General features: G+C 66.5%; 31 protein-coding genes, 1 pseudogene and 1 riboswitch. Of the genes and pseudogenes, 15 read left to right on the forward strand and 17 right to left on the reverse strand.

What is annotated here, in order from left to right; genetic code table 11:
• Positions 1 to 107 precede the first annotated feature (107 nt).
• Complete coding sequence (locus R4P47_RS22340; RefSeq protein WP_045197953.1) at positions 108 to 731, reverse strand: superoxide dismutase; 624 nt, start codon at positions 729 to 731, stop codon at positions 108 to 110.
• 260 nt (positions 732 to 991) lie between these two features.
• Between R4P47_RS22340 and R4P47_RS22345 the strand changes: the two genes are divergently transcribed.
• Positions 992 to 2,131: an acyltransferase gene (locus R4P47_RS22345; RefSeq protein WP_317785775.1), complete on the forward strand. Its 1,140-nt coding sequence runs from the start codon at positions 992 to 994 to the stop codon at positions 2,129 to 2,131.
• A gap of 93 nt (positions 2,132 to 2,224) precedes the next feature.
• Here R4P47_RS22345 and R4P47_RS22350 read toward each other — a convergent pair whose 3' ends face one another.
• The gene (locus R4P47_RS22350) at positions 2,225 to 3,151 is read right to left on the reverse strand and encodes an LLM class F420-dependent oxidoreductase (protein WP_317785798.1); all 927 of its coding nucleotides are present in this window, start codon (positions 3,149 to 3,151) and stop codon (positions 2,225 to 2,227) included.
• Between the two features lie 322 nt (positions 3,152 to 3,473).
• Between R4P47_RS22350 and R4P47_RS22355 the strand changes: the two genes are divergently transcribed.
• Genes R4P47_RS22355 through R4P47_RS22370 form a run of 4 tightly spaced genes read left to right on the forward strand, consistent with a single transcriptional unit; the run spans position 3,474 to position 6,575 of the window.
• Positions 3,474 to 3,824 (forward strand): rhodanese-like domain-containing protein, encoded by a 351-nt coding sequence (locus R4P47_RS22355; RefSeq protein WP_411567373.1) that lies wholly within the window; start codon positions 3,474 to 3,476, stop codon positions 3,822 to 3,824.
• Positions 3,825 to 4,883: a DUF4328 domain-containing protein gene (locus R4P47_RS22360; protein ID WP_317785776.1), complete on the forward strand. Its 1,059-nt coding sequence runs from the start codon at positions 3,825 to 3,827 to the stop codon at positions 4,881 to 4,883.
• Entirely contained in the window at positions 4,880 to 5,653 is a 774-nt protein-coding gene (locus R4P47_RS22365) for a glycerophosphodiester phosphodiesterase (protein ID WP_068045617.1), read from the forward strand. The genes R4P47_RS22360 and R4P47_RS22365 overlap by 4 nt, the downstream gene beginning before the upstream one ends.
• Before the next feature lie 10 nt (positions 5,654 to 5,663).
• The gene (locus R4P47_RS22370) at positions 5,664 to 6,575 is read left to right on the forward strand and encodes a DUF5926 family protein (RefSeq protein ID WP_317785777.1); all 912 of its coding nucleotides are present in this window, start codon (positions 5,664 to 5,666) and stop codon (positions 6,573 to 6,575) included.
• A gap of 91 nt (positions 6,576 to 6,666) precedes the next feature.
• Here the strand turns inward: R4P47_RS22370 and R4P47_RS22375 are convergent, their stop codons facing one another.
• The 5 genes from R4P47_RS22375 to R4P47_RS22395 all read right to left on the reverse strand — a co-directional run bounded on the left by R4P47_RS22375 (position 6,667) and on the right by R4P47_RS22395 (position 11,409).
• Positions 6,667 to 7,221, reverse strand: a complete 555-nt coding sequence (locus R4P47_RS22375; protein ID WP_317785778.1) for a ferritin — start codon at positions 7,219 to 7,221, stop codon at positions 6,667 to 6,669.
• Positions 7,222 to 7,333: 112 nt separating this feature from the next.
• A complete protein-coding gene (locus tag R4P47_RS22380) occupies positions 7,334 to 7,894 on the reverse strand; it encodes a ferritin (protein WP_317785779.1) in 561 nt (186 codons plus the stop codon).
• Between the two features lie 150 nt (positions 7,895 to 8,044).
• Positions 8,045 to 9,301: an LCP family protein gene (locus R4P47_RS22385; RefSeq protein ID WP_411567376.1), complete on the reverse strand. Its 1,257-nt coding sequence runs from the start codon at positions 9,299 to 9,301 to the stop codon at positions 8,045 to 8,047.
• 493 nt (positions 9,302 to 9,794) lie between these two features.
• A complete protein-coding gene (locus R4P47_RS22390) occupies positions 9,795 to 10,604 on the reverse strand; it encodes a CPBP family intramembrane glutamic endopeptidase (RefSeq protein ID WP_032396467.1) in 810 nt (269 codons plus the stop codon).
• Between the two features lie 34 nt (positions 10,605 to 10,638).
• A complete protein-coding gene (locus R4P47_RS22395) occupies positions 10,639 to 11,409 on the reverse strand; it encodes a DUF2470 domain-containing protein (protein ID WP_317785781.1) in 771 nt (256 codons plus the stop codon).
• 133 nt (positions 11,410 to 11,542) lie between these two features.
• On the opposite strand from R4P47_RS22395, the gene R4P47_RS22400 reads away from it, so the two are divergent.
• Genes R4P47_RS22400 through R4P47_RS22410 form a run of 3 tightly spaced genes read left to right on the forward strand, consistent with a single transcriptional unit; the run spans position 11,543 to position 13,869 of the window.
• A complete protein-coding gene (locus R4P47_RS22400) occupies positions 11,543 to 12,250 on the forward strand; it encodes a hypothetical protein (protein ID WP_317785782.1) in 708 nt (235 codons plus the stop codon).
• A 24-nt stretch (positions 12,251 to 12,274) separates the two neighbouring features.
• Positions 12,275 to 13,207 (forward strand): prephenate dehydratase, encoded by a 933-nt coding sequence (pheA, locus tag R4P47_RS22405; protein ID WP_317785784.1) that lies wholly within the window; start codon positions 12,275 to 12,277, stop codon positions 13,205 to 13,207.
• Positions 13,204 to 13,869 (forward strand): histidine phosphatase family protein, encoded by a 666-nt coding sequence (locus R4P47_RS22410; RefSeq protein WP_269596090.1) that lies wholly within the window; start codon positions 13,204 to 13,206, stop codon positions 13,867 to 13,869. Before pheA ends, R4P47_RS22410 begins: the two co-directional genes overlap by 4 nt.
• Here the strand turns inward: R4P47_RS22410 and R4P47_RS22415 are convergent.
• The 4 genes from R4P47_RS22415 to R4P47_RS22430 all read right to left on the reverse strand — a co-directional run bounded on the left by R4P47_RS22415 (position 13,866) and on the right by R4P47_RS22430 (position 16,911).
• The gene (locus R4P47_RS22415; RefSeq protein ID WP_317785785.1) at positions 13,866 to 14,690 is read right to left on the reverse strand and encodes an ESX secretion-associated protein EspG; all 825 of its coding nucleotides are present in this window, start codon (positions 14,688 to 14,690) and stop codon (positions 13,866 to 13,868) included. The two genes, R4P47_RS22410 and R4P47_RS22415, sit on opposite strands and share 4 nt — an antisense overlap.
• Positions 14,687 to 15,868: a PPE domain-containing protein gene (locus R4P47_RS22420; RefSeq protein ID WP_317785786.1), complete on the reverse strand. Its 1,182-nt coding sequence runs from the start codon at positions 15,866 to 15,868 to the stop codon at positions 14,687 to 14,689. Before R4P47_RS22420 ends, R4P47_RS22415 begins: the two co-directional genes overlap by 4 nt.
• A gap of 76 nt (positions 15,869 to 15,944) precedes the next feature.
• Positions 15,945 to 16,256 carry a PE family protein gene (locus R4P47_RS22425; protein WP_032381057.1) on the reverse strand — a complete coding sequence of 104 codons (312 nt, stop codon included), beginning with the start codon at positions 16,254 to 16,256 and terminating at the stop codon, positions 15,945 to 15,947.
• A gap of 88 nt (positions 16,257 to 16,344) precedes the next feature.
• Positions 16,345 to 16,911 carry a histidine phosphatase family protein gene (locus R4P47_RS22430; RefSeq protein WP_317785787.1) on the reverse strand — a complete coding sequence of 189 codons (567 nt, stop codon included), beginning with the start codon at positions 16,909 to 16,911 and terminating at the stop codon, positions 16,345 to 16,347.
• 58 nt (positions 16,912 to 16,969) lie between these two features.
• A riboswitch (cobalamin riboswitch) is annotated at positions 16,970 to 17,125 on the forward strand.
• Positions 17,126 to 17,172: 47 nt separating this feature from the next.
• On the opposite strand from R4P47_RS22430, the gene R4P47_RS22435 reads away from it, so the two are divergent.
• Together R4P47_RS22435 and R4P47_RS22440 are read left to right on the forward strand one after the other, a co-directional pair.
• Positions 17,173 to 17,367, forward strand: a complete 195-nt coding sequence (locus R4P47_RS22435) for a CbtB domain-containing protein (RefSeq protein WP_032396459.1) — start codon at positions 17,173 to 17,175, stop codon at positions 17,365 to 17,367.
• Positions 17,358 to 18,149 (forward strand): CbtA family protein, encoded by a 792-nt coding sequence (locus tag R4P47_RS22440; protein ID WP_317785788.1) that lies wholly within the window; start codon positions 17,358 to 17,360, stop codon positions 18,147 to 18,149. Before R4P47_RS22435 ends, R4P47_RS22440 begins: the two co-directional genes overlap by 10 nt.
• Before the next feature lie 166 nt (positions 18,150 to 18,315).
• Here the strand turns inward: R4P47_RS22440 and R4P47_RS22445 are convergent, their stop codons facing one another.
• Both R4P47_RS22445 and R4P47_RS22450 read right to left on the reverse strand, forming a co-directional pair.
• Complete coding sequence (locus tag R4P47_RS22445) at positions 18,316 to 18,648, reverse strand: metallopeptidase family protein (protein ID WP_082073870.1); 333 nt, start codon at positions 18,646 to 18,648, stop codon at positions 18,316 to 18,318.
• A gap of 13 nt (positions 18,649 to 18,661) precedes the next feature.
• On the reverse strand, positions 18,662 to 19,663 hold the full coding sequence (locus R4P47_RS22450; protein ID WP_411567374.1) for a septum formation family protein: 1,002 nt from the start codon (positions 19,661 to 19,663) through the stop codon (positions 18,662 to 18,664).
• 118 nt (positions 19,664 to 19,781) lie between these two features.
• Between R4P47_RS22450 and R4P47_RS22455 the strand changes: the two genes are divergently transcribed.
• Both R4P47_RS22455 and serS read left to right on the forward strand, forming a co-directional pair.
• On the forward strand, positions 19,782 to 20,174 hold the full coding sequence (locus tag R4P47_RS22455) for an ankyrin repeat domain-containing protein (protein ID WP_317785790.1): 393 nt from the start codon (positions 19,782 to 19,784) through the stop codon (positions 20,172 to 20,174).
• Between the two features lie 11 nt (positions 20,175 to 20,185).
• The gene (gene serS / locus R4P47_RS22460; protein WP_317785791.1) at positions 20,186 to 21,439 is read left to right on the forward strand and encodes a serine--tRNA ligase; all 1,254 of its coding nucleotides are present in this window, start codon (positions 20,186 to 20,188) and stop codon (positions 21,437 to 21,439) included.
• 7 nt (positions 21,440 to 21,446) lie between these two features.
• Here serS and R4P47_RS22465 read toward each other — a convergent pair whose 3' ends face one another.
• Positions 21,447 to 22,325 carry a hypothetical protein gene (locus tag R4P47_RS22465; protein WP_317785792.1) on the reverse strand — a complete coding sequence of 293 codons (879 nt, stop codon included), beginning with the start codon at positions 22,323 to 22,325 and terminating at the stop codon, positions 21,447 to 21,449.
• A gap of 82 nt (positions 22,326 to 22,407) precedes the next feature.
• Here R4P47_RS22465 and R4P47_RS22470 point away from each other — a divergent pair, with 82 nt between their 5' ends.
• Complete coding sequence (locus R4P47_RS22470; RefSeq protein ID WP_068045361.1) at positions 22,408 to 23,148, forward strand: lysophospholipid acyltransferase family protein; 741 nt, start codon at positions 22,408 to 22,410, stop codon at positions 23,146 to 23,148.
• Positions 23,149 to 23,157: 9 nt separating this feature from the next.
• A complete protein-coding gene (locus R4P47_RS22475; protein ID WP_068045358.1) occupies positions 23,158 to 23,643 on the forward strand; it encodes a GNAT family N-acetyltransferase in 486 nt (161 codons plus the stop codon).
• Here R4P47_RS22475 and R4P47_RS22480 read toward each other — a convergent pair whose 3' ends face one another.
• The gene (locus R4P47_RS22480) at positions 23,644 to 25,062 is read right to left on the reverse strand and encodes a HAMP domain-containing sensor histidine kinase (RefSeq protein WP_317785793.1); all 1,419 of its coding nucleotides are present in this window, start codon (positions 25,060 to 25,062) and stop codon (positions 23,644 to 23,646) included.
• Entirely contained in the window at positions 25,059 to 25,742 is a 684-nt protein-coding gene (locus tag R4P47_RS22485) for a response regulator transcription factor (RefSeq protein WP_269596080.1), read from the reverse strand. The genes R4P47_RS22480 and R4P47_RS22485 overlap by 4 nt, the downstream gene beginning before the upstream one ends.
• A 125-nt stretch (positions 25,743 to 25,867) precedes the next feature.
• On the opposite strand from R4P47_RS22485, the gene R4P47_RS22490 reads away from it, so the two are divergent.
• A complete protein-coding gene (locus tag R4P47_RS22490) occupies positions 25,868 to 26,479 on the forward strand; it encodes a hypothetical protein (protein ID WP_317785794.1) in 612 nt (203 codons plus the stop codon).
• A gap of 72 nt (positions 26,480 to 26,551) precedes the next feature.
• On the opposite strand, the pseudogene R4P47_RS22495 reads toward R4P47_RS22490, so the two are convergent.
• Positions 26,552 to 26,827: pseudogene (locus R4P47_RS22495) on the reverse strand (HNH endonuclease signature motif containing protein); the annotation flags it as partial.
• Positions 26,828 to 26,859: the final 32 nt, after the last annotated feature.

The following is a 26,859-nucleotide window of genomic DNA, read 5'->3' on the forward strand; positions in this document are numbered from 1 at the left end:
GGGGAGAGTGCCAGCGAACTCCCTTCGAAGCGTGAATGGACCACTGCACCCGTCTGAGCGGGGCAGTGGTCCATCGACGCTGTCGGTGAAGCGGGTGGTGCGAGGACCTACGGGAAGATCAGACCCGGGGTCTTCGACGTCGCGGCCTCGAAGCGAGCCTGGACGTCGGCCCAGTTGACGACGTTCCAGAACGCCTTCACGTAATCTGCCTTGACGTTCTTGTACTGCAGGTAGAAGGCGTGCTCCCACATGTCGACCTGGAGCAGCGGGATGATGCCGAGCGGCACGTTGGCCTGCTGATCGTAGAGCTGGAAGGTGAGCAGCTTCTTGCCCAGCGAGTCGTAGCCCAGAACTGCCCAGCCGGAGCCCTGCAGGCCGTTGGCGGCAGCGGTGAACTGTGCGCGGAACTTGTCGAACGAACCGAACTGGTCGTCGATTGCGGCAGCGAGCTCACCCTCGGGCTTGTCGCCACCGTTGGGCGAGAGGTTCTTCCACCAGATGGAGTGGTTGACGTGGCCACCGAGGTGGAACGCGAGGTTCTTCTCCAGCAGGAAAATGGCTGCATGATCGTCGTTGTCACGCGCGGCGGCGAGCTTTTCGACCGCGGTGTTCGCGCCTGCGACGTAGGTCGCGTGATGCTTGGAATGGTGAAGCTCGTTGATCTCGCCCGAGATGTGCGGCTCGAGGGCGGAGTAATCGAAATCAAGGTCGGGCAAGGTGTACTCGGACACGTGGTTCCCTTCTCTAACGACGCCGTACCCATCGTGTGATGCGGGCACGTTCGTCCTACTGCGGATCTTTCGTAGGGTTCAACCCAATCTCATTCCTACCCCCAGTGCAACAGTTGTAACCGAGATGCTTTTCTCGGAATAAATTCGTGTGAACGAGACAGGCAAATAATTCGGCTGTGAATCTGCTCCGAATATCACGAATCAGTTGCGGAGCGGCGGCGGATTGGTCCTACAGATGAACGGAACCTAAACTCGCGGGTGTGGAAGGGGACCGACCGAGCCAGAACACGGTCGACAAGTCCGCCGCCACGCAGCCGGTCGACGCGCCCCGAGTCCAGATGGACGGTGCCGACCTCCTCCGCGTCATCGCCGTCCTCGCGGTGCTGTACTCACACATCTCGTTCTATCTGCTCGACGACATCGGCGGTGGCTGGTGGATGATCGACGTCGTCAACACCGTCCTCATCGAGGACGCGGGCCTCAACATGCACCTCTCGTTCGTCGGAGTCAGCATCTTCATGCTGCTCACCGGCCTGCTGATCACCCGATCCGCCATGCGGCAATCGCGTCGGGACTTCATGGTCGCGCGTCTCGCCCGCCTCGTCCCGGCGCTCTGGTTCGCCGTCGCCATGGCGGTCATCCTGGTCAAACTCGGCCTCAACGGAATGTTCAGCGGCCAACCCGGCATCACCAACGGCGAAGCGTTCCTCAGCTTCTTCCTCGGCGGCTTCTTCCTGCGACCGGAAGTCGCCGTCCTCGGCGTCACCTGGACCCTCGTCGTCCAGATCGTGTTCTACCTCTACTGCATCTCGATGCGCGGAACGCTGAACACCAGACCCATCGTGGTGCCACTCGTCGGAGCTGCACTGTGCGCCCTGGTGATCGTCTACAACCTCTACCTACCGCAGCCCTACACAGTCCCGTTCCTGACCAAGGTCGCGGGCGTACTCCCCACGCTGTTCCTCGGCCAGATCGCCTACCTCGGATGGGCGCGACTGATCGCCTGGCGATGGGTCGTCGTCGGCGTCATCGCCCAGATCGAAGTGATCCGACTCGCCATCGAAGTCCACACCTTCTGGATGGGCGACACCTACCTCTGGACACTGCTCGTCGTCACCGGAACCGTCCTGATACTCGCCCGATACAACGGACCCATCACCCGCTGGCCCGTCATCCGATGGATCGGCACCCGGAGCTACGCGATCTACCTGATCCACACCCTCGTGCTCTACCGCATCTACGCAACCGTCGAACCGCACCTGGGCCCCAGCGCCGCCGTCCTGGCATTCCTGGCCGGCACGGCCCTGCTCGCCGAAATCATGTACCGATGGATCGAACTGCCCGCGGCACGACATATCAGCACTAACTACGCCCGCCTGCGCGCCCGATCCGCCACCTGACCGAGCCCCCTGGGTACTCAATGTGACATTCAGTGGACTTTTGGGCAGTCAATGTCACGTTGAGTGGACTCGGGGGGCGGGATTCGGCGGGGGTCAGAGCTGCGGGAGAACTTCGGATGCGACGAGTTCGAGGTGATCGAGGTCGGTGAGGTCCATGGTCTGCAGGTACACGCGGGTGGCTCCGACAGCTCCGAAGCGACCGATTTTGTCGACGAGTTCGGCGGGGCTTCCTGCGGCACCGTTCTCGCGTAGTTCGGATACCTCGCGGCCGATGGCAGCGGCACGGCGTGTGATTTCTTCTTCGGTGCGGCCGCAGCAGAGGACGAGGGCGTTGGAGTAGACGAGGGAGTCCGGGTCGCGATCGGCTGCTGAGCAGGCTGCGCGGACGCGACCGAACTGTGTCTCGGTGTCGGCCAGCGAGGCGAAGGGGATGTTGAACTCGTCGGCGTATTTCGCAGCGAGTGCCGGGGTGCGCTTCTTTCCGCCGCCACCGATGACGATGGGCGGGTGGGGTGTCTGCACCGGCTTCGGGAGCGCGGGGGAGTCGCTGACGGGGTAATGCGTGCCCGCGTGCGAGAACGTCTCGCCGACGGGGGTGTCCCAGAGTCCGGTGATGACGGCGAGTTGCTCCTCGAGCCGATCGAAACGCTCACCGAGCGGAGGGAACGGGATGCCGTAGGCCTTGTGCTCGTCCTCGAACCAGCCGGCACCGAGGCCGAGGTCGACGCGACCACCGCTCATGGCGTCGACCTGGGCGACGCTGATGGCCAGGGGCCCCGGGTAGCGGAAGGTCGCGGAGGTGACGAGGGTGCCGAGCCGAATGGTCGAGGTCTCGCGGGCCAGCCCGGCCAGGGTGATCCACGCGTCGGTGGGCCCTGGACCGCCGTCACCGCTCATCGCGAGGTAGTGGTCGGATCGGAAGAATGCGCCGTAGCCGAACTCCTCGGCAGCTTTCGCGACGCGGAGCAGTTCGTCGTACGTGGCACCCTGTTGCGGTTCGGTGAAGACGCGTAGCTCGATGGACGGGAGGGGAGCCTGCGGAACGACCTGCGGTGGGTTAGTCATGTTCGCCAGCCTAAACAGCGGCTTCGCAGGACCGCAGACGATGGCTGTGTCAAATCACCATCGATCCACAGGCCGAGTTGGTACTCGATACACCGGGGGACCGACTCGACGCTCTGACCTGTGGATAGAAACCGGCACAGACCCCGATTCTGTGGATCGATCTGTGGATACTGTGGATAACTTCTGTGACTGCAGTGATGTAGGTCATAGCGCGGTGGCGCTTCGGTCGCGAGGACACGGGTGGCAGCCCCGCGCGGACGCGTGACAAGATCGAGGTGTGTCGCATCCCGAGCAGTCGCCTGCCGTCACCGTCGATCGCCTGCCGGTGCCGTTCCCTACGACGGCCATCCTGCTCGACGTGCGCGAGGACGACGAGTGGCAGGCCGGACACGCTCCGGACGCAGTGCACATCCCGATGGGCGACATTCCGTCCCGCGCCGGTGAGGTCGACAACCAATCCGAGGTGTACGTGGTCTGCAAAGCCGGTGGTCGCTCGGCTCGCGTCGTCGAATATCTCAACCGCGTGGGCTACGACGCGATCAACGTCGACGGTGGGATGCTCGCCTGGCAGGCCGCTGGTCGACCGATCCAGAGCGAGAACGACGCCCACGAAGCGAGAATCATCTAGATGTCGGCACCGCAGGGGCGCGCTCAGGCGTTCCAGGTCTGTGCCCGCTGCAGCACCCGTTGGGCTGTCGGCGCACGGCCTGGCACCTGGTGCCCCCGCTGCCATGGCGTGCTGCTCTCGCCGGTGTCCACCAGGGCACCCGCGCAGGGCGCCCGAAACTTCCGATGGGTAGCCCGTCCGGCGACCTCGTCGACGAAAGCCGCACGCCGCGGCCGATCCGTAGCACCGACCCCGACGCAGCACTACGCCTCGACGCCCACCTGGGGATTACGCGACATCCCGCGCGATCCCGAGGCCGATCGCCGCGTCGGTCGCGTCGAGCGGTACGCCGGGAACGCGCAGAACCTGGTCCTCGTCACCGCGATGTTGCTGACGCTCGCCGCGTTCGCCGAAGTGTTCCGGTACGGCATCCTGCTGCACAACCGCGTGCGACTGATCTCGCCGATCACCCTCGCCGTGTCCGACGCGTTGGTGTATTTCGCCCAGGTCGGCGCGCTCGTCATCGGCCTGGCCGCGCTGATCACCTCGTCCTGCTGGCTGATCGACCAGCGCAGACTCGCCTTCACTGCCGCCGGCTCCACCGACCCGCGATCGGTGCGCCCGATGCTGCTGTTGTCGATGCTGCCTCTGGTCCGCATCGTGATGCCAGGGGTCTACCTCACCGAGGTGGTCCGTCTCCGCGGCGGTGCCGATGCCGACGTGCACCGCGAACTGACACTGGTTCGCATCTGGTGGGCTGTCTGGGCAGCGAGCAATGCACTGGTCATCGTCCAATTGCTGTGGAACCTGCGCGATTCACTTCAGGCCCGCGCCGACGGAGTTCTGCTGTCGGCATTCGTGGCACTGGTGGCCGCGGTCTCGGCCGTGCTGACCCTGGCCGTGATGCGCCGACTCGAAGGCCGCACACTGCGCGGCTCCGCGATGTCGCGTCCGACCCGCTGGGTGATCGCCACCGGCACCGCGCCGAAGTCGAACCAGCTCGAGCAAAACCAGCCCGAACAGAAGCAGCCCGAAGAGAAGCAGCCCGAACACGAATCCGAGACGGTGACGGCGTCGTGAGTCCCGATCGCCGTGGGCCACTGGTCGTCGCGCATCGAGGTGCGTCGGCGGCGAAGAAGGAACACACTCTTGCGGCCTACGACCTCGCGCTGCGCGAGGGGGCGGACGGCGTCGAATGCGATGTGCGGCTCACCAGGGACGGCCATATCGTGTGCGTGCACGATCGTCGCGTCGATCGCACCTCGAACGGCACCGGCATCGTCAGCGAGATGGACTTCGCCGATCTCGCCCGACTGAACTACGGCGACGACGACGAACCCGCCGAACTCCTGACGTTGCACGACCTCATTGCTCTCGTCCTGGACTGGACCAGCAAGCCGGTCAAACTCTTCATCGAAACCAAGCATCCCGTGCGATACGGCTCGCTGATCGAAAGCACGGTGCTCGCCGAGCTGCACAAGTTCGGCATCGGCGCGCCCGCGTCGGCCGACCACTCGCGGGCGGTCATCATGTCGTTCGCGCCCTCGGCCGTCTGGCGCGTACGGCGGTCGGCTCCGATGCTTCCGACGGTGCTCCTCGGCGACAGCTCGCACTACCTCGGTGGGGGAGCGGCGACGACCGTCGGGGCCACCGCAGTCGGCCCGTCGATTCGTGCGCTGCGCGAGCACCCGGCCATCATCGACCGCGCAGCGGCGTCCGGCCGGGCGAGCTACGTGTGGACCGTCGACGAGAAAGAGGACGTGGACCTGTGCCGCGAGCTCGGCGTCGGGTGGATCGCCACCAACCACCCCGGCCGAACGCGAGCCTGGCTCGAATCGAAGAACGTGTAGGTTTTCGGGCGTGGGTAAGAGCAAAAGAAACAGTGGACCGAAGCAGGACAGCAACCGAGCAGCGAAGCTCGCGCAGCGAGAAGCGGAACGCGCGAGCATCGAATCGGCGTCGGCTCGCCCGTTCGAAGGCCTCGCCGCCGAATGCGACCTGGTAGCGCTGCGCGAGTTCGTCCCGTCGGCGACGGCCACCGCGCCGATCACCGTGGACGGTCGCACCATCACGCTGGCCACGGTGCTACCCGGTGCCGTCGCGGCACTGGTGCGCGAAGATGCCGATACCGTCGAGGGATTCGTCGGCCTTCAGGTGCAGAATCAGTCGAAAGACGTTGCGGCAGATATCAGTAGCGCGCTCGGCTGGGCATCCACCGCGTCCGCGGGCGAGTCGCTCGAAGCCGCGAAGATCACCGACAGCACGCCCGCGTTGACCGAGGTGCTCGACGCCTCCGCGCTGCTCGAGATCACCGTTCATCAGGACTTCAACTGGTGGATTCCCGAAAGTGCCACTCCCGCAGCCGATGTGACTGCAACCGTGGAACGCGCGAACCAGGCGATCATGCCCTCGGCGCGGATCGAGGCCGACGGCGTCGTCGCGGCCTGGTGGGTGGATGCAGGCGACAAGGCGCACATCCGCTGGGTTCGTCCGGAGAACGAAGACGATGTGATGCTCGCGTTGGCGCGCCTGCACGCCGCGGGTGATCTGAACTTGGGTGAAGGCTCGCGCTACGCCGGTTCCTTCCGCACGCACGGGGTGCTGGTGCCGGTGTTCGATCTCGATCCCGAGATGCACCCCACCGAATGGGCAGGGCCCACAAAGGAATTCGGCGAGAAACTGAGCGAGGCACTGGCTGTCGACGCTCCGCTCACGGCGGCTCAGTTGCGTTCGCGCGACGGCCTACGCGGCCGCCAGGTCACTCTGCGCTAGAACGCGAAACGGGTGGCCACTCGAACAAGGAATCCTCGTTCGAGTGGCCACCCGTATGAGCGCGTCATCCGCGCAGAATTGCGGTGCGAATTTACAGCGATCCGCCGGCGACGGTGGGTGCGCCCGAGTCGGCGGTCACGCTGGTGTTCATCTCACGGGCGACGAACTGCTCGAGGTCGAACAGGTTGTGGCCCGCGCGATCGGCGATGTTGAGCAGCGTCTTCATGCTGGCAACTTCCTCGACCTGCTCCTTGAGGAACCACTGCATGAACTGCTCGCCGAGGTAGTCGCCCTCTTCGCGTGCGGTGCTCGCCAGAGCGATGATCTGCTCGGTGACGGTCTCCTCCTGTGCCAGCGCCAGGGCGATGGCCTCACGCGGATCGGTGAAGACGGATTTCGACGCGTCGACGCCGGTCAGCTCGACCGTGATGTCGCGATCGAGGAAGTACTGCACGATCATCATCGCGTGGTTGCGCTCTTCGACCGACTGCGCGTAGAAGTGCTTGGCCAGCTGCGGCAGATCGACATTCGCGAAGTAGACCGCGGTGGCGATGTACTGCTGCGAGGCGTTGAACTCGTTGCGAATCTGGTCGCGAAGAAGTGCGTGGAACTTGGTGTGGCTGGATTCTTTGATGTCTACGCTCATGCTCAGGACGATATGCCTGGTCAGAGGCGTTGTCATCCAAGTCGATCCTTATTGAGGCGAACGTTGCCTAATACAGTCGATCCTAAATGTCCGCTCTGAGCAGGGCTGAAAACTACGCTCTTCCGGCTTCTTTGGGGGCATTGGTGGCGCGGATCACCGTGGAACCGATCTCGCGAGCGACGTACTGCTCGATGTCGAACAGGTTCGATCCGGCTCGGCGGACGATGTTGAGCAGGCTCTGCATCGCCGCCACCTCCTCGACCTGCTCGGTGAGGAACCAGTGGGTGAACTGCTCGCCGATGTAGTCGCCCTCGGCCCGGGCAGCACGCGCCAACGCGCTGATCTGCTCGGTCACCGTCGACTCCTGGGCCAACGCCAGTTCCACCGGTTCGACGACCGACTGGAATCCCGTCACCACGTCGTCGATGCCCGACGCATCGACTTCGAGCCGATTGTCGATGAGGAAGCGGATCATCATCATCGCGTGCCGACGCTCCTCGGCGGACTGAGCGTAGAAACGCGTGGCCAGCTGCGGCAGATCGTTGCGGTCGAACCACACGGCGATCGCGACGTACTGCTGCGATGCAGTGAACTCGTGCCGCACCTGGGTACGCAGCAGATCGTGGAACGACGTACCGGGGGTTGCGGCGGGCTGGGCAGACGGCGATGTCATGGTCCACAACCTACAACCCAGGGTCGTTCCGCAGGCTCCACTCCCGCCTACATCCAGGGTCGTTCCGCAGGATCCACTCCCGCCTACATCCAGGGTCGTTCCGCAGGCTCCACTCCCGCCTACCGGCTGTGCACGGGGAAGTCAGGGTCGTCAGGGCCCGCCGGTCAGCAGTTCCGGAGGTATCTCGCGATCCTGCGCGATGGCGTCGAAGAACGCCGGAGCGCGAGTGTCGTCCCACAGCAGTACGTTTCCGACGTCGGAGTCCTGGAATCCGCCGACGGGAACCGTCGTGGTCACCGGACCGCTGCGCATCGCCCAGGCGAGTGCGGCGAGGTTCCAGATGTGATCTCCCTCGTCGACGCTCAACGACGACGCGGTATCGGACACCAGCGGCCACAACTTGAACGGGTTGAGGAAAGTCGAAGCGCTGGTTGCCTTTTCCAGGAGGGCGGACATGAACGCGCGTTGATTGTTCATCCGGTCGATGTCGGCCAATGCCGTCGCGCGGGATCGCACGAATCCGAGCGCCTCGGCTCCGGTGAGATCCTGGCAGCCGGCGGCGATGTTGATGCCCGCCAACGGATCGTCGATCGCATTCTGCACGCACACGTTGACTCCACCGACCGCGTCGACGATCCCGGCGAAGCCTCCGAATCCGATCTCGGCGTAATGATCGATGTACACACCGGTTGCACTCTCGACCGTCTGGACCAGCAGCGGCGGCCCGCCGAATGCGAAGGCCGCGTTGAGCTTGTCCTGGCCGTTGCCCGGAATCGACACGTACGAATCGCGCGGCAGGCTGACCATCGTGGGCGCACCGCTGCCCTCGGGGATGTGGATGAGAATGATCGTGTCGGTGCGGCTCGGGCCCACCTCGCCGCCGGTCGCGAGCGCGGCTTCCTGCTCCGGCGTCAGGCCGGCTCGCGAATCCGATCCGACGAGAAGCCAGTTGGTGCCGGGGGTGTCGCCGATGCGCCCGGGATACGAGGTGAGGGCGTCCACGCGCGTCAACGAGCTGTCGACGTAGTAGACGACGCCGCCGATTCCCAGCACCAGGACCAGCAACACGATCAGGAAGCGCCGACCCCAGCGTCTGCGCTTGCGCGGCTTCGCGACCTTCGGTGGCCGAGAGTCACGTTGCGGCCGAACGGGTTCGGGTCGTCGCAGAGCTCGCTGCGCCGGTGCGGCGGGTTGCCTGCGTTCCTCGGTGAACGGCTCCGGTTGCTGACGCGGGGCGTACCCGGTGCGGCCCGGTGGAACTTCCTGGGAACGCGAGTACTGCCGCGTCGATTCGGATGGCGAAGGTGCGTCGGACTTTGCCGATCCGGGTTCGGGAGCCTGCGACCACGCCTGCTGTGCGGCGGCCGAGCGCGCCGGACCGGCAGTGGGCCTGCCGTCGCGGCGGATGAACTCGGTGCCCTCCGGCGGCGGACCCTGTGGGCGGGGACGGTGTTGTGCCGGACGCTCGGGCGGAGGTCCCTGACGGCGCGGGGGCACGGGTTCGTACTGACGCGGGCCCCGATCCGGTGGAGGCTGACCGGGCCGATACCCGCGTGGGGGTGGCGGCTGTCGGCCGGGCGGCACCTGACCTGGGGGCGGCTGCGGTGGTCGCGATTGGCTCGGCGGTTGCGGGCTTCGTGGTTGTTGGCCGGGTGGTTGCCGGCCGGGTGGTGGTTGACGAGGCGGTGGTTGAGAAGGCGGTGGTTGGCGCGGCGGTTGGCCCCCGGTCGGGCGAGGTGCGGGTCCTGGCGCTGGGTCCGGTCGACCGTGACGACTCCGTTCTGATCGGTCGGGCGGCGTTCGCCGTTCCGGCGCGCCGTGCCGTCCGTAGCGATCGTCGTCGTTCACGGGTCGACTGTAACCGTCGCCACGGAAACACCCGGGTTCCTCGCGTACCGATTCACGGGAGCCACGACAGATGTTCGCGCAGGAGGGCATACCCGACGAAGGCCACGATGTCGATCAGAGCGTGTGCGATCAGCAGTGGCCACAGTCTGCCGGTGCGCTGCCAGTAGCGGCCGAACACCAGACCCATGAGGAAGTTTCCGACCCCACCGCCCACGCCCTGATAGAAGTGATAGCTGCCGCGCAGCAGCGACGAGCACAGCAACGACGCGTTCTCGCTCAGGCCGAGTCGGCGCAGACGAGAGATCAGGTACGCCACCACGATGATCTCCTCGGCACCGGAGTTGGCCAGCGCGTACAGAATCAGTGCCGGGACGCGCCACCAGTGGTCGTCGAGGGCGCTGGGAACGACGTTGAGGTTGAATCCGAGGGCGTTGCCCACGAGGTACAGCGCCAGGCCGGGCAATCCGATCAGTGCGGCCAGTCCGACGCCGTGACCGAGGTCGATCTTCAGCCGCGGCCGGGCCAGCCCGATCGCTCGGGGTGCCAAGTCGGCTCGCCACAGCAGGTACAACCCCAGAGCTCCCCAGGCGCACAGCCGCAGAATGCTCAGCAGCTGGAACAGCAGATCGATGAGGCTGAAACTCGACCGCGACGAGTTCAGCGCCACGGTCTGATCGGACAGGGCAGCGGTCTGCAGCGCGTCCTCGACAAGCGAGAGGATGCTGCTCATACCGCTCAGGCCGAACGTGACCAGCAGGACGATCGCGATCTCGACCTTGATAGTGGTGCGTTCGCGGGCATCGGGCGGTGGAGCCGTGCTCGCGGGCGGCGGTGGCGTCAACCAGCTCTTGAAGTCGATCACCGCACGAGTCTGCCCTGTTTCGTCGGATGGGGTGTCAGCCCCGGGCGCGTAGTCCGTTCAGAAACGGGCAACCGGCGAGAACGCGCAGCGCGCGACTGAGCGAGAGGACGTCCTGGACGGGCTGGGCGAATCCCAGCCGGACGTCGTTGTCGCCGCATTCGCCTTCGATCCGCAGCCGAATGCCGTAGCGATCGATGCCGAGCGGCCGGATTCGGCCCTGCCGCAGCGACGGCGGGAGGCGTCGGGCCAATTGGGCGAGCAGGTCCGGGTGGTCGGAGTCGAGGTGCTCGAGCCAGCTGGTCTCCATCTCCCAGAAGGGATCGGGTTCGGCTGCCAGCAGCGTGTCGACGTCGACGGGCTCTGCTCCGGTGCTGTCGGCGACCACGGCGGAGGTGACGATCAGCCGCATCAGCGAGGTGGTGTGCCCGACGTCGAGGAGAGCGGGATGCGGATGTTCGGCGGCCACCGCTCCGGCCATCGGGCGCATCAGCGAGTCCGGGACCGGGCGTAGATCGCCGCGAAGCCACACCAGCGAACGCACCGGTTCACGCAGCGCGAGCGGCGCGTGATCGGTAAGTTCGAGGACGGCGGGGATGCCGGCACGGGAGGACTGCCAGGTGTGCGCGTCGTCGAGGGAGTCGGTGGGGACGGCCAGGATCATCTCGCCGTTGGGACGCAGGTGATGCAGGGACGTGATCACCGGGTCGCTGCCGTCGATGGCCAGGGCGGCGCCCTCGGCGCGCATGCAGGCACTGCGTACGCGTTCGGCAGTGGTCGGTCCGGTGGTGGTGGTTGCGCCGAGCATGGGCTCCTCCGATGCGATCGGTCAGGCGAGTAGGTGAGGCAAACCTAAGTTAGCGTGGTGTTTCGAGGATCGCAAGACCGTGCGCGGGAGTGGAGCCCGCGGAACGACCCAGACCCGGGTCTACCGTGAAGGCGTGCCGATTCCGCTGACCCTCGGTGTGCCCCACCGACCCGACCCGAACGCGCTCGTCCACGAGCTGCTGCAGCCGATATGCGCCGACGCCCCCTCGCTGGCCGCAGCTCCGCGTGGAGCCGAGTACGGACCGCCCGTCGTCCGGGCATCGACCCTGCTCGCGCTGTCCGACTCGGACGACCACGGACGCATCGTGGTGCACCTCGATGTCGACCCCGACGAGCTCCGAGCAGGGAGGACCTGCGGCTACGAGGCCGTCCGGTTCGATGTCGACGCCCCGGCCGAGCACCTCGCCGACGCGCTCGGGCTGCGATTGCCCTCGCCGCTGGTCGTCTTCCCGATGTTCGACGCGATCGACGTCGCCGAAACCGCGGAGGCCGTCGTCCTCGCCCACCGGACCCCGGGCATCCGCGTCGGCGACACCCCGCGGCGCATCGCCGACGTACTCGCCGTGGTCTCGCACGCCGATGTGGGCCTCGTCGCCCGCGCCGACGCCGGTGACGAGGTGCTCGCGATCCTCGCCGCGACGGTGGCGTCGCTACGCGGAGACGACATCGCCGCGGCGCTTGCTGCTCCGAACGTCGCCGCACTGCGAGCTCTCATCCCCGAGGCCGCCGAGGCGGTGCGCGAGGTACTGCTCGGAATCGAGATCGTCGACGCCGCCCGCGCCCGCGCCCGGCTCGTCGACGTCGGTTTGATCGCTTCGTAGGCGTCCACAACGTAACCTCGAGACGTGCCTCGCATCGCTTACTTCGGCCCATCGGGAACGTTCACGGAGATGGCGCTGGCGCAGTTCGAAAGGCTCGGAACCTTCGGCGCGGTCGGTCTGGACGGCGCGGTCGAGCGGGTGTCGGCGTCGAACCCACCCGCTGCGCTCGAGGCCGTGCGATCGGGCGCGGCCGACGCCGCCGTGGTCCCCATCGAAAGCTCCATCGAGGGAGCGGTCCCACCGACGCTCGACGCATTGTCGGAGGGCCGCCGGCTGCAGATCGTCGCCGAGACGGAAATCGAGGTGGCCTTCACCATTCTCGGTGGTCCCGGTGTCACCCTCGACTCGGCCCGCACGATCAGCGCCTATCCGATCGCGCTCAATCAGGTGCGCCAGTGGCTGCAGACCACCATGCCCGACGCCGTGGTGCAGTCCGCGTCGTCCAATGCCGGTGCGGCAGAAGACGTGGCAGCCGGAATGGTCGATGCTGCGGTGTCGACGCGGCTCGCCGGTGAGCGCTTGAAGTTGTCGCAGTTGGCCGACGGGGTCATCGATGTGGAGGGCGCGCGGACTCGTTTCGTGCTGGTGACCGCGCCGCAGTCGGTGCCTGCGCGCACCGGTGCGGACCGAACGTCGGTGGTCCTCGAGCCGCCGAACGATCCGGGTACGCTGCCGGCAGCGTTGGCCGAGTTCGGAATCCGCAACATCGACCTGACCTTCATCGAATCACGGCCCACCCGTTCACGATTCGGAACGTACAGGTTCTTCATCGACTGTGCCGGGCACATCGACGACCCGCTCGTCGCGGAGATGTTGGCCGCATTCCACCGCAAGATGCCCCTCCGGTTCCTCGGATCCTGGCCCACCGCAACAGGAACGGGCGGTTCGGTGCCGCCGCCGATCGACGAACACGTGCAGTGGGTCGCAGACATTCGTGCCGGACGCGGTGATCTGTGATGGGCAAACTGATTCTGGTCCGGCACGGTCAGACGACAGCGAACGTCGCGAAGATACTGGACACCTCGCCGCCGGGAGCCGAGCTCACCGAGCTGGGTCACCAGCAGGCCGACGCTTATGCGCAGACCTGGATCGGACGCCCACCCGCGGTGCTGGTGTCCTCGGTTGCGTTGCGTGCCAAGCAGACTGCGGGTTACATCGAACGAGCGACCGGGGTTCCCCTGGTGGTGACCGAGGGAATTCAGGAGACCTTCGCCGGAGATCTGGAGGACCGCGACGATGCCGATGCGCACCGAGAGTTCACTGATATCTTCAGTCGCTGGCACGCCGGAGATCTGGCGGCGACCGTGCCCGGCGGCGACAGCGGACATTCGGTGTTGGAGCGTTACGTCCCGGTGCTCGACGGCCTCCGTGCGCAATATCTGAGTGACGAGACAGCGGGCGACGTCGTTGTCGTCAGCCACGGTGCCGCAATCCGACTGGTTGCAGCGGTACTGGCAGGCGTCGAGGGCACGTTCGCGGCCGACAATCACCTCGACAACACGCACACCGTCGAACTGCTGCCGCTGCCCGACGGAGGATGGTCCTGCGCCAGGTGGGGCACGTTCCTGCCGCCGTTCGAGGGCAAGGGCAGCAACAAGGCGGACAACCCGATCAGCTAGCGCAGATGCTCACCGGCCGATGCGATCAGCTCGGTCAGGGCAGCGGTCACTCTGCGATCCGTTGCCCCGGTCAGTGAGCTCCACGACGTGCCGTCGGCGGCGAGGGTCGAGGTGGCGAGAATGCGTCCGGCTCTGGTGTCGAACAGGGCCACGGGTCTCCCGGCCACGTGACGGGTTCCGTGCCTGCGGGCGACGGCGGTGATCTCGGTTCTGCCGGCGCAGGTGGCCATCGCCGACGCCAGAGCCGCGGCGCGGTCTTCCGGTATGCCGATACCGCGCAGCCGAGACGCAGTTGCTCCGACGTCGGTCGGTGCCGCGTCGAGTGCTTCGGCCAGCAGATCGGTTGGCGCGTTGATGCTGCCCGGGTCGAACGACGCGGCCGAGCCGATCGACGACGCGAGGTCCCGGGCCGGATCCCCGTGGATGGCGCGGATGGTGACCACGTCGTCTCGCCGCACCGCCGACACCGTGATCCGATCGTCGGATGCAACGCAGATCCGAGTGGTCGGAACGGGCTCCGGGTTCTCGACGTCGAAGACGCGAGCCGAGACGTACCAGTGAGGTTGTTCGAGAACTCGCATCCACTGCTCGAGATCTTCGTGGACGTGGCCGTCGGTGATCAGGCCGGCGTTGTTCAGTGTGCTGCGCCCGTGCTCGAGCGCGCGATCTCGGGCACCGACGTCGTCGAAGCGCGGGAACACGTCCAGGACCACGGGTAGTTCGGCGATCGACAGTTCCTCGACGAGAAAGTCCATCTCGTCCACGCCGAGTGAGGCGATCGGCAGCGTGTGGCCCACCGGCACGGTTCCCAAATCGATCAACGGCCGTTCCTGCTGGTGTCCGTGTGGGGCAGGGTCGGGTCCGCGCCGATGACGGACGGCGCGACGGTCCGGCCGTCGGAGAAGTGCTCGAATTGCTTGAGGTAGTCCGGGGTCTCGTGTTCGTCGTCCTCGGCCTGCCCGCGCGTGCCGGAGGCAGGAGCGCCTGCCGCGCCCGTTCCGCGCTGAGCGAGGCCGGCATCGGCCGAGGTGGGTGCGCCGAACGCGGACGGACCGCTCTGGCCTGCACCGGCCTGCATCGAGCCACCACCGGCGGGACCCAACGCGGAACCGGGCATTCCGACGCCACCGCCGATGCCACCGAGCCCGGCAGCTCCACCTGCCCCGCCGAACGACACCGGACGCGTGGACGCCGGACCGACAGCAGGAGAGGCCGAACCACCGGGTGTGAATCCACCACCGGCCCCGACGCCACCGGACAGGGCACTCGACCCGATGGTGGACGCAGCGGTGGCGACGGTCGAGACGCCGGTACTGGCGATGGAGGTGGCAGCACTACCGATCTGACCGGCCGCCGCCGCGACGCCGGGGTTCTGGGTCGCGGCCATCAAGCCGCCGATTGCGGCCTGGACCGGAGACGTCATGAGTGCTCCGTTGGCGAATTTGCCGAGGCCGCTCCCGGAATCGGAGACGATGGCCGGCGGGTGATCGAACGTCGTCTGGACGATTCGGTGCGAGGAGACCAGCTCGAAGCCCTCCATCACCATCGCAGCGCGGATGTCGAGCAGTCGATCGGCCACCTCGGCAGCCTCGTAGCTGCCGTTCATCACGCCACCCGTCGAGGCGGCGGTGACCTTGGCGGCCTGCACGGCTCCGATTTCGACGAGCGAGGGCATGGTCGCCAACGCGACACCGTACGAGGTTCCTGCGGCCGGGGCCTCCACCGAGAGCGCCGCCGCCTTGACTGCCGTGGCGGCGGTCCAGGTCGCGAAACGGCCGAGCGCAGCCTGAGCCAGCAGTGCCGACTCGCCCTCCCCGCCTGCGGTCAGAGCCGCGGTGACAGCGGCAATGCTCGCCGATGCCTCGGTGAACGCCGCAGCGACCGAACCCCACGCGCCGCCGGCGACGTGCAACGGCACCGGTCCCGGCCCGAGCAATCGCGTCGAGTTTCCCGTCGCCGTGCGTGGCAGCCACACCACACCTGTCACTCCGAGCGTCATCCTCTGGCCCCCATGATGTTCGAGCTTCGTGTCGTTTCGAGCGTTGTGTCTTGGCGTTGCGGTCGAGTGCGGTGCGTCAGATTCCGGGTAGGCCGGGTAGGCCCCCGGCCGTGTCGTCGTCGGTGGCCACGTAGTCCGCAGCCTGTTTCCGCAGTTCCTCGGCCGCTCGGTGCAACTCCGAAATACCCTGCGCTGCAGCAGGTCCGAAGGTATCGGCCGCGGTGCCGAAGAATCGTTCGGTGAGCAGCGAGACCTCGTCGGTACCGGGCGGCAGTGGCCGCACGGGGATTGCCGTCGCAGTGACAGCCGCCTGCAAGCGCGCGGCGACCGCATCGAGTTCGGAGGCAGCGAGCTGCAGGGCCACCGGATCCACCTTGATGACGGTCATGAGCCACGCTCCCTGATCGAAGAACTTTGCGCTGTCGGTAGGTAAGACGCCGCCGTGTTCGGTTCGGTTCCCTCCACGCGAGAAAAATTCAGACGAACTTCTGGGCCACCGCGCCGACAGTCCAGACGCCGCCCCGATGGCTGACCGACGTGCGCGTCAGCGGGGAAACGTCGACCCGCCAAAACGAGCGGATCGGGGCGTCCAACACCAGCACCACCACGGCTCGGACGACGGCAGGAGAGGTCACCGCCAGAGTGCGGCCGGGCGTCGATCCAACAGCGCTCAGCCACTTCTCGACGCGAGAGAACAACGCGTCGAGAGATTCTCCGCCGGGAGGAACGAACGCCGGATCGCTCAGCCAGGCCATCGCGTCGGCGTCGGGCAGATCGGTCATCTCGAGACCGGACCACCGGCCGTAGTCGATGTCGGCCAACGCGGGCTCGACGGAGATCTCTGTTCCGAACACCTGCGCGGTGGAGATCGAGCGGGCTTCCGGGCCGGACAGGACGCGGTCGGCGCGGGGAAAGTCGGTCACAGCGGCGAGATCGCGCAGGCCCGCGTCGTCGAGTGGTTCGTCGCCGGGAAACCGGCCGGTGCGCATCGCGTCGGTTCGCGCGTGAGCGACCAACATCAGTCGGGTCACGGGTGCGGGCACTGCGTCATTGTGGCACCGCAGCTTCGTGGCATCGAGCTGCAGTCGGTCGGGACAGCGATTGACACAGAGTCCGGAGCGATGCCACAGTTCGCTGGTAATACGCGATGTACGCAGGTAATCCGGTGAAAATCCGGAGCGGTTGCGCCACTGTGATCGACGTCGGCGAAATGCCCGAATTCGAGAGTCAGAAAACTCGTTCATCGCATGGCCGTCCCCGTTTTCGAGCGGGGACTACGGGACGCACAATCCCAGGAGGACACCATGGCAATCATTCACGCACCCAGTAATACGACGGAGTCGGCTGCTCTTGCCGTCATCGTCGCCGCAACGATTCTGCTCGCTTTCGTCGTGCTCTACCTCGTCGGTTTCGATCAGGGCGCGATCTCCCGCAGTGGCATGTACATGCACGAGTTGATGCACGACGGCCGCCATCTGCTGGGCCTGCCATGCCACTGACCGACACCCACGGCCGGCCGCTGCAGGGCACATTCGTCCAACTACTGGTGCGAGGTCTGCTCGCCGGACTTCTCGCAGGCCTGCTCGCCGGAGCAGTCGCCTACGTCGTCGGTGAACCGCACATCGACTCGGCCATCGCCATCGAGGAAGCGGCCGGAGCGGACGCTCATCACGCCGAGACCGATGCGGCCGCGCACTCCCACGGCGAGGACGCACTGGTCAGTCGAGACGGACAACGCGTCGGACTGTTCCTCGCCACCGGACTCGCCGGCCTGGCGCTCGGCGCGATCTTCGCCTCGGCGCTGCACTACGGGCGACGCTTCACCGCACTGCCGGGTTCGATCCTCGCGCTCGTCGGAGCCGGTGCGGGCTGGTTGGCCATCGAAGCGGTGCCCTTCTTCAAGTACCCGGCGAACCCACCGGCCGTCGGAGATCCCGAGACCATCACCCAACGCACCTGGCTGTGGTTGGCGTCGGTGATTCTCGGTTTGCTGGCCGTCGCGGTGGCCGTCTACGCGGCGAAGGCGGTGGCGTCGCAGCATTCGGTGGCGATTCGCGTCGGAGCGCCGTTGCTGGCGTTCCTGGTTGTGGTCGGCATCGGTTATGCGTTGCTGCCCACCGTCAACGAGGTGGGCGCGGACTTCCCGGCAACCCTGCTGTGGGAATTCCGACTGTCGTCCCTGGCCACCCAGGCAACCCTGTGGCTGGCCTTGGGATTGGGATTCGCATTCCTCACCGATCGCGCTGCTCGACCCACTCGCCGAGAGACAGTCGCGGCGTAGCCCAGCTCCGCGTCAATGGACCCTTGCACGGCTGAGACGTATGCAAAGTGCCATCGACGCGGGGTGGTCGGCTCACGCCGGGGCGGGTGGATGGACCCTTGCACTGCCCAGACGTATGCAAGGGTCCATTCACGCGTTCGGGGGGGCGGGCGACGAGTGAGTGCTGTCAGCCGAATCCCAATTGATGCAGTCGCTCGTCGTCGATGCCGAAGTGATGTCCGATCTCGTGGGCGACGGTGATTGCAATTTCCCGTCGCGCCTCGTTTTCGTCGTCGACCATCTCGAGGATCGGTTTGCGGTAGATGGTGATGACGTCCGGTAGGTGGCCGCTGTATTCGTAACGTTCGGTGAGTGCGATGCCCTCGTACAGTCCGAGGATGTCCTCGGTCGGGTGCTCTTCCTCGACGAGAACGACCACGTTGTTCATGAAGTCGGTGAGCTCACGCGGCAGAGTGTCGAGGGCGTCGGACACTGCTTCCTCGAAGTCGACGCGCGTCATGTGCGTGGGAATGTCACCCTCCGGTGGTGATCGGTGCGGCACCGGGCAGCGGTGTCGGCAGTGCGCGGCCGTCGGGAGCGGAGGGCGGCGGGACGGGGGCTGCACCGTTGATGAGGATGTCGCCCTTGGCGGTGCCGACGATGGTCGCGAAACCGCCGGAATCGAGTTCGGCACCCACCGAGCACGTCACCTGGCGACTTCCGGCCAGCCAGCTCGCGACGTCGATGGTGTCCCAGAACAGGGTCAGCGTCTTGTCGCGCAACGCGGTGTCCGAGCCGAGGTAACCGTTGACCGCGTCGGTGCACGTCCGCTCGAGGTACGCGTCCTGGTCGCCCTCCGACGGGTGTCCGCCGGGGAACTGCTGCGTCAGGTTGATCACCGACGCCACCTCGTACGCGTGCGGAGCGGCGCAGTCCACCGGATCGGCCGGCACGTTCTGGTTGATGCCGATGCAGGTTCCGGTAGGCCAGACCTTCGACTGGTCCTGATCGAGAATCGACCCGGTCATCTCCATCAACGCGCCGGTGTTCGACGGCATCTGCACACCACAGCGCAGCGTCCGCTCACCCTTGGCCCATCCGGCCTGGCTGGGGAACATCAGCCCGACGCCGAAGCGTCCGTTCGGATCGAATTCGGCACCGACGTAGTCGTCGACGGCGGCCGCGCAGTGTTCGTCGCGCAACTCGCTGAACCGGATGGAACCGGGATACGCCGCGGCAGGACCGAACTCGACGCCGGGGTAGACGCTCATGTCGATGTCGCGAGCCACCTCGAAGCGATGGGGATCGGCGCACGAGACCTCGGCGAGGTCCTGCCGATCGGTCTCGGGATCGTCGGTGGGCGTCCACTGCAGGCAGGCACCAGGGTCGGCGGCACCGAAGGAGGACGCCGAAACGGGCCCGTCGGTCGCAGGCCCACTGGCCGTCGCATGAGTGGTGATCTTCTCGGGTGTCGAGAACCCGTCGGAGAGAAAAACCGTCGCCCCGGCGGCCAGCACCGCACCGACCGCAACCATGGCGAGTCCACGTCGAGCTGTGGTTGCAGACAGTGTTCGCCGAGACTTCTCGCTCGTCGGGGGGGCTGTTTCGTATCCGGACATCGCCCTCCATCATGCCCGAGTATGTTCGGTCCTCATGAGCGACCCAACGGGTGACGACGACCTCAGCGAGCTCGCCGGTCGACTGTTCGCGATGGCCCGCACCGGTGACGGCACCGCTCTGGCGAGTTACGTGGACGCGGGCGTTCCGGTGAATCTGCACAACGAATCAGGCGACACGCTGGTCATGCTCGCCGCGTATCACGGCCACGCCGACGCCGTGCGTGTGCTGGTCGAGCGTGGTGCCGATGTGAACAAGCCCAACGACAAAGGGCAGACCCCACTCGCGGGCGCGGTCTTCAAAGGTGAGGACGAGGTGGTGCGCGTGCTCGTCGACGGTGGAGCCGATCCGCACGGCGGCCACCCGTCGGCGATCGATGCCGCCACGATGTTCGGACGCGAGGACTATCTGGGGTTGCTCGGCAAGTAAGGTTCGTTCTCGTGATCGACCTGAAATTCCTTCGCGAGAATCCCGACGCAGTGCGCGCCTCGCAGCGCACCCGAGGCGAGGACCCCGCTCTCGTCGACGTACTTCTGGGTGCCGACGCGTCCCGCCGGGCCGCGGTGCTGGCCGGCGATCAGCTGCGTGCCGAGCAGAAGGCGCTGGGAAAGCAGGTCGGTAAGGCCTCCGCCGAGGACCGGCCGGCTCTGCTCGCCGGGGCATCGGAACTCGCCGCCAAGGTCAAGGCCGCCCAGGCCGCCGAAGCCGAGGCCGACGCAGCCCTCGACGCGGCCCACCGCGCGATCTCCAACATCGTTCAGGACGGCACGCCCGCAGGCGGCGAGGACGACTTTGTGCTGCTCGAGACCGTCGGGCAGATCCCGGAGTTCGACTTCGAGCCGAAAGATCACCTCGAGCTGGGTGAGTCGCTGAAGTTGATCGACATGGAACGCGGAGCCAAGGTCTCGGGCTCGCGCTTCTACTTCATGACCGGCTACGGCGCCCTGCTGCAGCAGGGTCTGCTCCAGCTCGCCGCCCAGAAGGCCGTCAAGAACGGCTTCACGATGATGATCCCGCCGGTACTGGTTCGCCCGGAGATCATGTCGGGAACCGGATTCCTCGGCGCGCACGCAGACGAGATCTATCGCCTCGAAGCCGACGACCTCTATCTCGTCGGAACCTCGGAAGTTGCTCTCGCGGGCTACCACTCGGGCGAGATCATCGATCTCGCCGACGGCCCGAAGCGCTACGCCGGTTGGTCGTCGTGCTTCCGCCGCGAAGCGGGCAGCTACGGCAAGGACACCCGCGGCATCATCCGAGTCCACCAGTTCGACAAGATCGAGATGTTCTCCTACATCAAGCCCGAGGATGCAGCGGCCGAACACCAGAAGCTGCTGGAGTACGAGAAGGAAATGCTCGCCGCAGTCGAGTTGCCCTATCGGGTCATCGACACCGCAGGCGGCGACCTCGGCTCCTCGGCCGCTCGCAAATTCGACTGCGAGGCTTGGGTTCCCACCCAGAAGGCCTACCGCGAGCTGACCTCGACCTCGAACTGCACGACGTTCCAGGCCCGACGCCTCGGCGTGCGGTACCGCGACGAGAACGGCAAGCCCCAGACCGCAGCGACGCTCAACGGCACCCTCGCCACCACCCGCTGGATCGTCGCGATCCTCGAGAACCACCAGCAGGCCGACGGCACCGTCCGCGTCCCCGAGGCGCTGGTGCCCTTCGTCGGGACGGATGTCTTGAAGTAGAACCGGTTCAGGCGATGTCGCCGATGCAGTAACCCTCGCCGCCGACGGCCAGCACGAACGTGCGGTTCTGGTACGCCCCGGACGCGTCGATGATGTCTGCGTTGACCTGGGTGTAGATGCCGTTCTGCCCGGTGACGAACACGCTGTCGGGATCGAACGAGGTGATGCCGGGCAGGATGTTCGGATTCTGCACCAGCGGCGGGGCAACGGGAACGCCGGTGCCGAGGGCATCCCAGGTCTGACGGCCGTCGCACACGAGTGGGTAAGTCTCTTCCACGTCGCTGGGGTTCACCGGAATCCCGGCCAGACGCCCCAGATAGCGATCGACGGTGTAGACGGCGTCTGCCGCGTCGAACACGGGGGCGGTGCCGGTGGGGTAGACGGTGGGGCACGCGTAGCCGGATGCGATCTCACTGCGCTTGACGCTGACCGTGGCGGCGGGCCCGGTCCATGTGACGGCGTACTGGCCGTCGACGCCGGGGGTGGCAACGGCAGCGAGGATGGCCTCGGTGTCGACGTACATCGCCGGGATCTCGGTGGGCGGAACCGTCCAGCACCGCGCCGTGACGACGCCGATTCCGCCGCCGATGAGATCGCCCACGAACGGTCGCAACGCCATCGCGGCGTCCGGGTTTCCGGGAACCTCGCCGACGGGTGGGCCGGGCGGGATCGGTGGGGGCGTGGTGGTGGTCGGGGCTGCCGTGGTCGGAGTTGCCGCCTGTGAGTCGTCGCTCGGTGCCTCGGTGGAGCTGCTGGCCGAGTCGGGTTGCTCCGCCGGGATTCCGACTGCCGAATCGCAGGCTCCGACCAGAGCGAGTATTGCGATCAGCGGCAACGCGGTTCGGGTCACTCGCTTCCGTCGCAGTGGTGCCGCTCTGTTCTTCACTCGATCTCTCCCCGTTGATCTACCGGACCGCAATCGTGCGGACCTTCTCTCCTACCCCGTCCACCGACTACGCTAACGGACTGTGGAACCCGTCTACCGATCAGTCATCGGCATCGCTCGTGCAGTGTTCGCGTTCGAGGGCCTGAAATTCGATGTCAAGGGCGAGGAACACATCCCTGCCACCGGCGGAGCCGTCATCGCCGTCAACCACACCGGATACATGGACTTCACCTACGCCGGGCTGCCGCCGCGACGGGTGAAGCGCTACATCCGGTTCATGGCGAAGAAGGAAGTCTTCGACAACAAGATCTCCGGCCCGATCATGCGCTCGCTACGGCACATCCCAGTCGATCGTGGAGCCGGCGCCGAGTCGTACAAGTCGGCCGTGGAGAGCCTGCGCAACGGCGAGCTCGTGGGCGTGTATCCCGAGGCGACCATCAGCCGCAGCTTCGAGATCAAGGAATTCAAGTCCGGCGCTGCACGCATGGCCATCGAGGCAGGCGTGCCGATCATCCCGACGGTGATCTGGGGCGCGCAGCGCGTGTGGACCAAGGGATACCCGAAGCGGTTGGGCCGCACCAACACTCCTATCTCGATCGCTGTCGGTGAGCCGCTGCCTCCGGTCGGTCCGCCGAACGAGCTGACCGAGAAACTGCGTACGGTGATGCAGAAGATGCTGCTGGAACTGCAGGAGAACTACCACCACGAGCCGGGCGCGTACTGGGTTCCGGCACGATTGGGCGGCAGCGCACCGACTCTCGAAGAAGCGGACAAGCTCGACGCCCAAGACCTCGCGGCCCGTGCCGCGAAGCGGGCCGAGTAGAACTGTGCGATGAACCTCCGCGGTGAACGGGTCGTGTTGCGGCCCGTCACCACCGAGGATGTGCCGGAGCTCCGCCGAATACTGCACACCCCCGAGGTGTACGCGCGGTGGGGCGACGAGGACGCCGACGAGAACTGGCCGTTCGACAACCCCGAAGAGCATCGATTGGTCGTCGAAATCGACCGCGCAACAGTGGGATTGATCCAGTACGGCGAAGAGACCGATCCGATGTACCGGCATGCGTCGATCGACATCTTCCTGGACCCGGCGGTGCACGGTCGCGGCGTCGGAAAGGACGCCGTGGGCACGCTGGTGCGATACTTGACAGTCGACCTGGGTCATCACCGCTTGGTGATAGATCCGGCCGCCGACAACGCGTTAGCGATTGCCTGTTACAGCGCAGTCGGTTTCGAGCCCGTCGGGATCATGCGGAAGTACGAGAAGGGCCCGACCGGCTGGCACGACAGCCTGCTGATGGACCTGATCGTCGAGTAGCTACCGATCTACTCTCGGCAGTGTCAGGCGGAATCTCGCGCCTGTAGGCCCTGCGGCACAGACGAGTTCGCCTCCGTGTGCTCGCGCCAACGTGCGCGCGATCGACAACCCGAGCCCGACGCCGCCGGAGGAACGGTCACGCGCGGAGTTGAGTCGAACGAGCCGCTCGAAGATGCGCTCACGGTCCGCCTCGTCGACCCCGGGACCGTCGTCGTCGACGGTGACGAACGCCTGTGAGTCGGCCCCTGTCTGCACTCGGATTCTCCCGCCGGGCGGAGTGAACCGAGCGGCGTTGTCGAGGACGTTCGACAGAATTTGCTCGACGCGGCCCACGTCCACCCTGACCGGTACCGATTGCGATGCGTCCACCTCGAACCGGACCTCCGGCGACAGCAGTGCCGCGCGCTCGACGGTGCGTCGGACCACATCGGTGAGGTCTGCATCGGTCAGCTCGAGCTCCGAAGTGTTCTCTGCGCGAACGGAATCGAGCATGTCACCCACCAGGCGCGACGCCCTGGCAGATTCGCCGACCAACAGCTCGCTCCACCTGCCGACCCGATCGGGGCGGTGCTCGGCGTCGCGTTGCAACGACTGAGCCAGCGCCGAGATCCCGGCCACCGGGGTGCGCAATTCGTGGGCCGCGTCGGCCAGGAATCGGCGCATGTCCTCCTCTGCTCGACGCGCCGACTGCGCTGCAGCGGCCTCTTTGCTCTCGGCGTCCTCGAGGGCGTCGAGCATCTCGTCGACGGCCGATGCAGTTCGCCCCAGATCGGTGTTCGGCTTGGATGGAAGCAGCCGTCTACCCCTGTCGCCGTTGGTGATTCGGCGTGCAACCGATGTCATCGAGTCGAGGGGTGACAATGCGCGCCGCACCGCATAGGTGAGCGCGGCCGCGGCCAACAACAGCGTCACGGCTCCGGCGACCACCATGAGAAGTCGCAGTTGCTGCCGAACATCGGCGATGGCCGTGGTGTCGCCCAGCAGCGAGAGCGTTGACCCGTCCGGTAGCGGCTCGGTGATCTCCAGTGAATCCGAGGGTGGGGCAGGGGGATTGGGCGGACCAGGGGGAGCGGGAGCGTCGGAGGGGCCAGGAGGCGGTGTGGCCGGCCCGGGCCTGTCGTCCCGAGATCGGGCCTCGCCGCTCGGCACACCGTAGACCGTGCCGTCGGACGTGGTGACCCGAACTCGAATGGCATCGCCCTGCAACGCCTGCACCAGATCCTCGGAGCCGACGCCGCTCTCGACCAGTTCGACTGCGCGGTCCGCTCGATCGGTCAGTCGCGCATCGAGATCACGGCGGAGCTGCTGTCCCAGAACGACATCCACCGAAAACCCCACCACGACGAGCAGAACCGCGAACAGTACGACGACGGTGGCGACCACGCGCTTGCGCAACGAGGGCGTCGGCGTGTGATTCACTGCGGCGCTCGCAGTGCATAACCGAGGCCACGGACAGTGTGGATCAACCGCGGGCCATGGGTCTCCATCTTGCGACGCAACGCACTGATGTGGACTTCCACCAGGTTGGCGTCGTACGCGCCGTAGCCCCACACCGATTCGAGGATGGACGTTTTCGAGACCGTGCGACCACGCTGCGCGACGAGGAAGGTTGCCAGCCGGAGTTCGGTCGCCGTCAGATCGAGCACCTGACCGGCGCGAGTGACGACGCCGGCGGATTCGTCGACCAGTAGATCGCCCACTTGAATCGCGTCCGAGGATCTTCCGCGTCTACGCAGCACCGATCGCGCTCGGGCAACCACCTCGTCGAGTTGAAACGGCTTGACCACGTAGTCGTCGGCACCGTCGCTCAAACCGCGCAGTCGGTCCTGGAGCTGGTCCTTCGCGGTGACCATGATGATCCCCGCGTCACTGCTCTGGCGGACGACGTCGATGAGCGCGAACCCGTCCCGCGTACCGGGCAGCATGACGTCGAGGATCACCACGTCCGGGCGGAAGCCTGCCATCGTGGTTTCGAAGCCGTCGCCGTCGGGCAAGGACGCGGCGGTGAATCCCGCGTCCTCGAATGCGGCCACCAGCGCTTCTCGGATGGGCAGCGAGTCCTCCACCACCATCACCCGGGGAGCGGAACTGTATGTCATTCCTCGATTGTCACTCACCAGCTGAAGTGATCCTGAAGATGCGACCAGCTTCAGGGTGACTTCAGCTAGCGGCGGCAGGGTCGGTGACAGACCGAAACGAACGACAGTCCGAACAAGGAGTGAACGTGAACGATCAGACCCAGCCGATCCCCGCCGCCTCGAACCCGGCCGAGCCCGCTGCTCCCCAGCAGAACAAGCCGAAGCGATGGAAGGGCCGTGTGCCACTGGTGGCAACAGCGGCGGCGGGACTCGCAGTAGGGGCGCTTGTCGCATCGGCAGTCTTTGCTGCCACCGGGCCGGACGTCTCGCCCGGAGTGTCCACGGTCGCGTCGTCGTCGACGCTCGGGGAGCGGACCGACAGTGGTGGAGGGTCGGATGTACCTTCGGTGCCGGCCGCTCCGGACTCCGGTGACGGATCGACGGCTCCCACCCCGTCCGACGGTGCTACCCCGCCTGCTCCGGGTAGTGGCGAAACCCCGCCTGCTCCGCCCGCGGGTGGTCCGGGCAAGGGTGGACCGGGAGAGGGCGGCCCCGGTCCGGGTGGGCCGGGTAAGGGTGGGCCGGGTGCCCTGTGCGCACCGGAAGACGGTGCGACGCCGCCTGCTCCGGCCGATGGTGCGACGCCGCCTGCTCCGCCGACTCCGGGTGCTGAGGGAGACGATGCGACTGCGCCTGCACCGCCGGCTCCGGCTGATGGTGCGACGCCTCCCGCGCCGCCCGCAGCACCCGCTTCCTGAATCAACCTCTTCCAGCCCCGCACCGTGTTCTCGGTGCGGGGCTGGTGTCGTTGTGTGGACGGTGTGCTCGGTTCAGGCGATGTGGGGGCCTGCTCGGGCGTGTGATGGTCTGGGTTGTCGGTATGGGTCGACAGTGGCGGGCGGTACGAACCAGGGGTGGTTGTCGGTGCCGATGAACACTTCCCAATCGGAGTGGTGCATGAGGCGGTGGTGGAATCCGCAGAGTAGGACCAGGTTGTTCATGTCGGTGGGTCCGCCGTCGCCCCAGTGCCGGATGTGGTGTCCTTCGGTCCAGGCGGCGGGTTGAATCACCCTAGGTTCTGTGCCGCCTCCAGTTGGGGCTGATCCTCGGTGGTGAGGTCAGCGTAGTGGAGTGTTTC

This window comes from Rhodococcus sp. IEGM 1370 (assembly GCF_033142325.1).
GTDB lineage: Bacteria > Actinomycetota > Actinomycetes > Mycobacteriales > Mycobacteriaceae > Rhodococcoides.

Coding starts and splice junctions, on each gene's coding strand:
- R4P47_RS22360 (WP_317785776.1), top strand. CDS start 3,825: ATGTCGGCACCGCAGGGGCGCGCTCAGGCGTTCCAGGTCTGTGCCCGC.
- R4P47_RS22375 (WP_317785778.1), bottom strand. CDS start 7,221: ATGAGCGTAGACATCAAAGAATCCAGCCACACCAAGTTCCACGCACTT.
- R4P47_RS22380 (WP_317785779.1), bottom strand. CDS start 7,894: ATGACATCGCCGTCTGCCCAGCCCGCCGCAACCCCCGGTACGTCGTTC.
- R4P47_RS22395 (WP_317785781.1), bottom strand. CDS start 11,409: ATGCTCGGCGCAACCACCACCACCGGACCGACCACTGCCGAACGCGTA.
- R4P47_RS22420 (WP_317785786.1), bottom strand. CDS start 15,868: ATGACGCTCGGAGTGACAGGTGTGGTGTGGCTGCCACGCACGGCGACG.
- R4P47_RS22425 (WP_032381057.1), bottom strand. CDS start 16,256: ATGACCGTCATCAAGGTGGATCCGGTGGCCCTGCAGCTCGCTGCCTCC.
- R4P47_RS22435 (WP_032396459.1), top strand. CDS start 17,173: ATGGCAATCATTCACGCACCCAGTAATACGACGGAGTCGGCTGCTCTT.
- R4P47_RS22440 (WP_317785788.1), top strand. CDS start 17,358: ATGCCACTGACCGACACCCACGGCCGGCCGCTGCAGGGCACATTCGTC.
- R4P47_RS22445 (WP_082073870.1), bottom strand. CDS start 18,648: ATGACGCGCGTCGACTTCGAGGAAGCAGTGTCCGACGCCCTCGACACT.
- R4P47_RS22450 (WP_411567374.1), bottom strand. CDS start 19,663: ATGGTTGCGGTCGGTGCGGTGCTGGCCGCCGGGGCGACGGTTTTTCTC.
- R4P47_RS22455 (WP_317785790.1), top strand. CDS start 19,782: ATGAGCGACCCAACGGGTGACGACGACCTCAGCGAGCTCGCCGGTCGA.
- R4P47_RS22475 (WP_068045358.1), top strand. CDS start 23,158: ATGAACCTCCGCGGTGAACGGGTCGTGTTGCGGCCCGTCACCACCGAG.
- R4P47_RS22485 (WP_269596080.1), bottom strand. CDS start 25,742: ATGACATACAGTTCCGCTCCCCGGGTGATGGTGGTGGAGGACTCGCTG.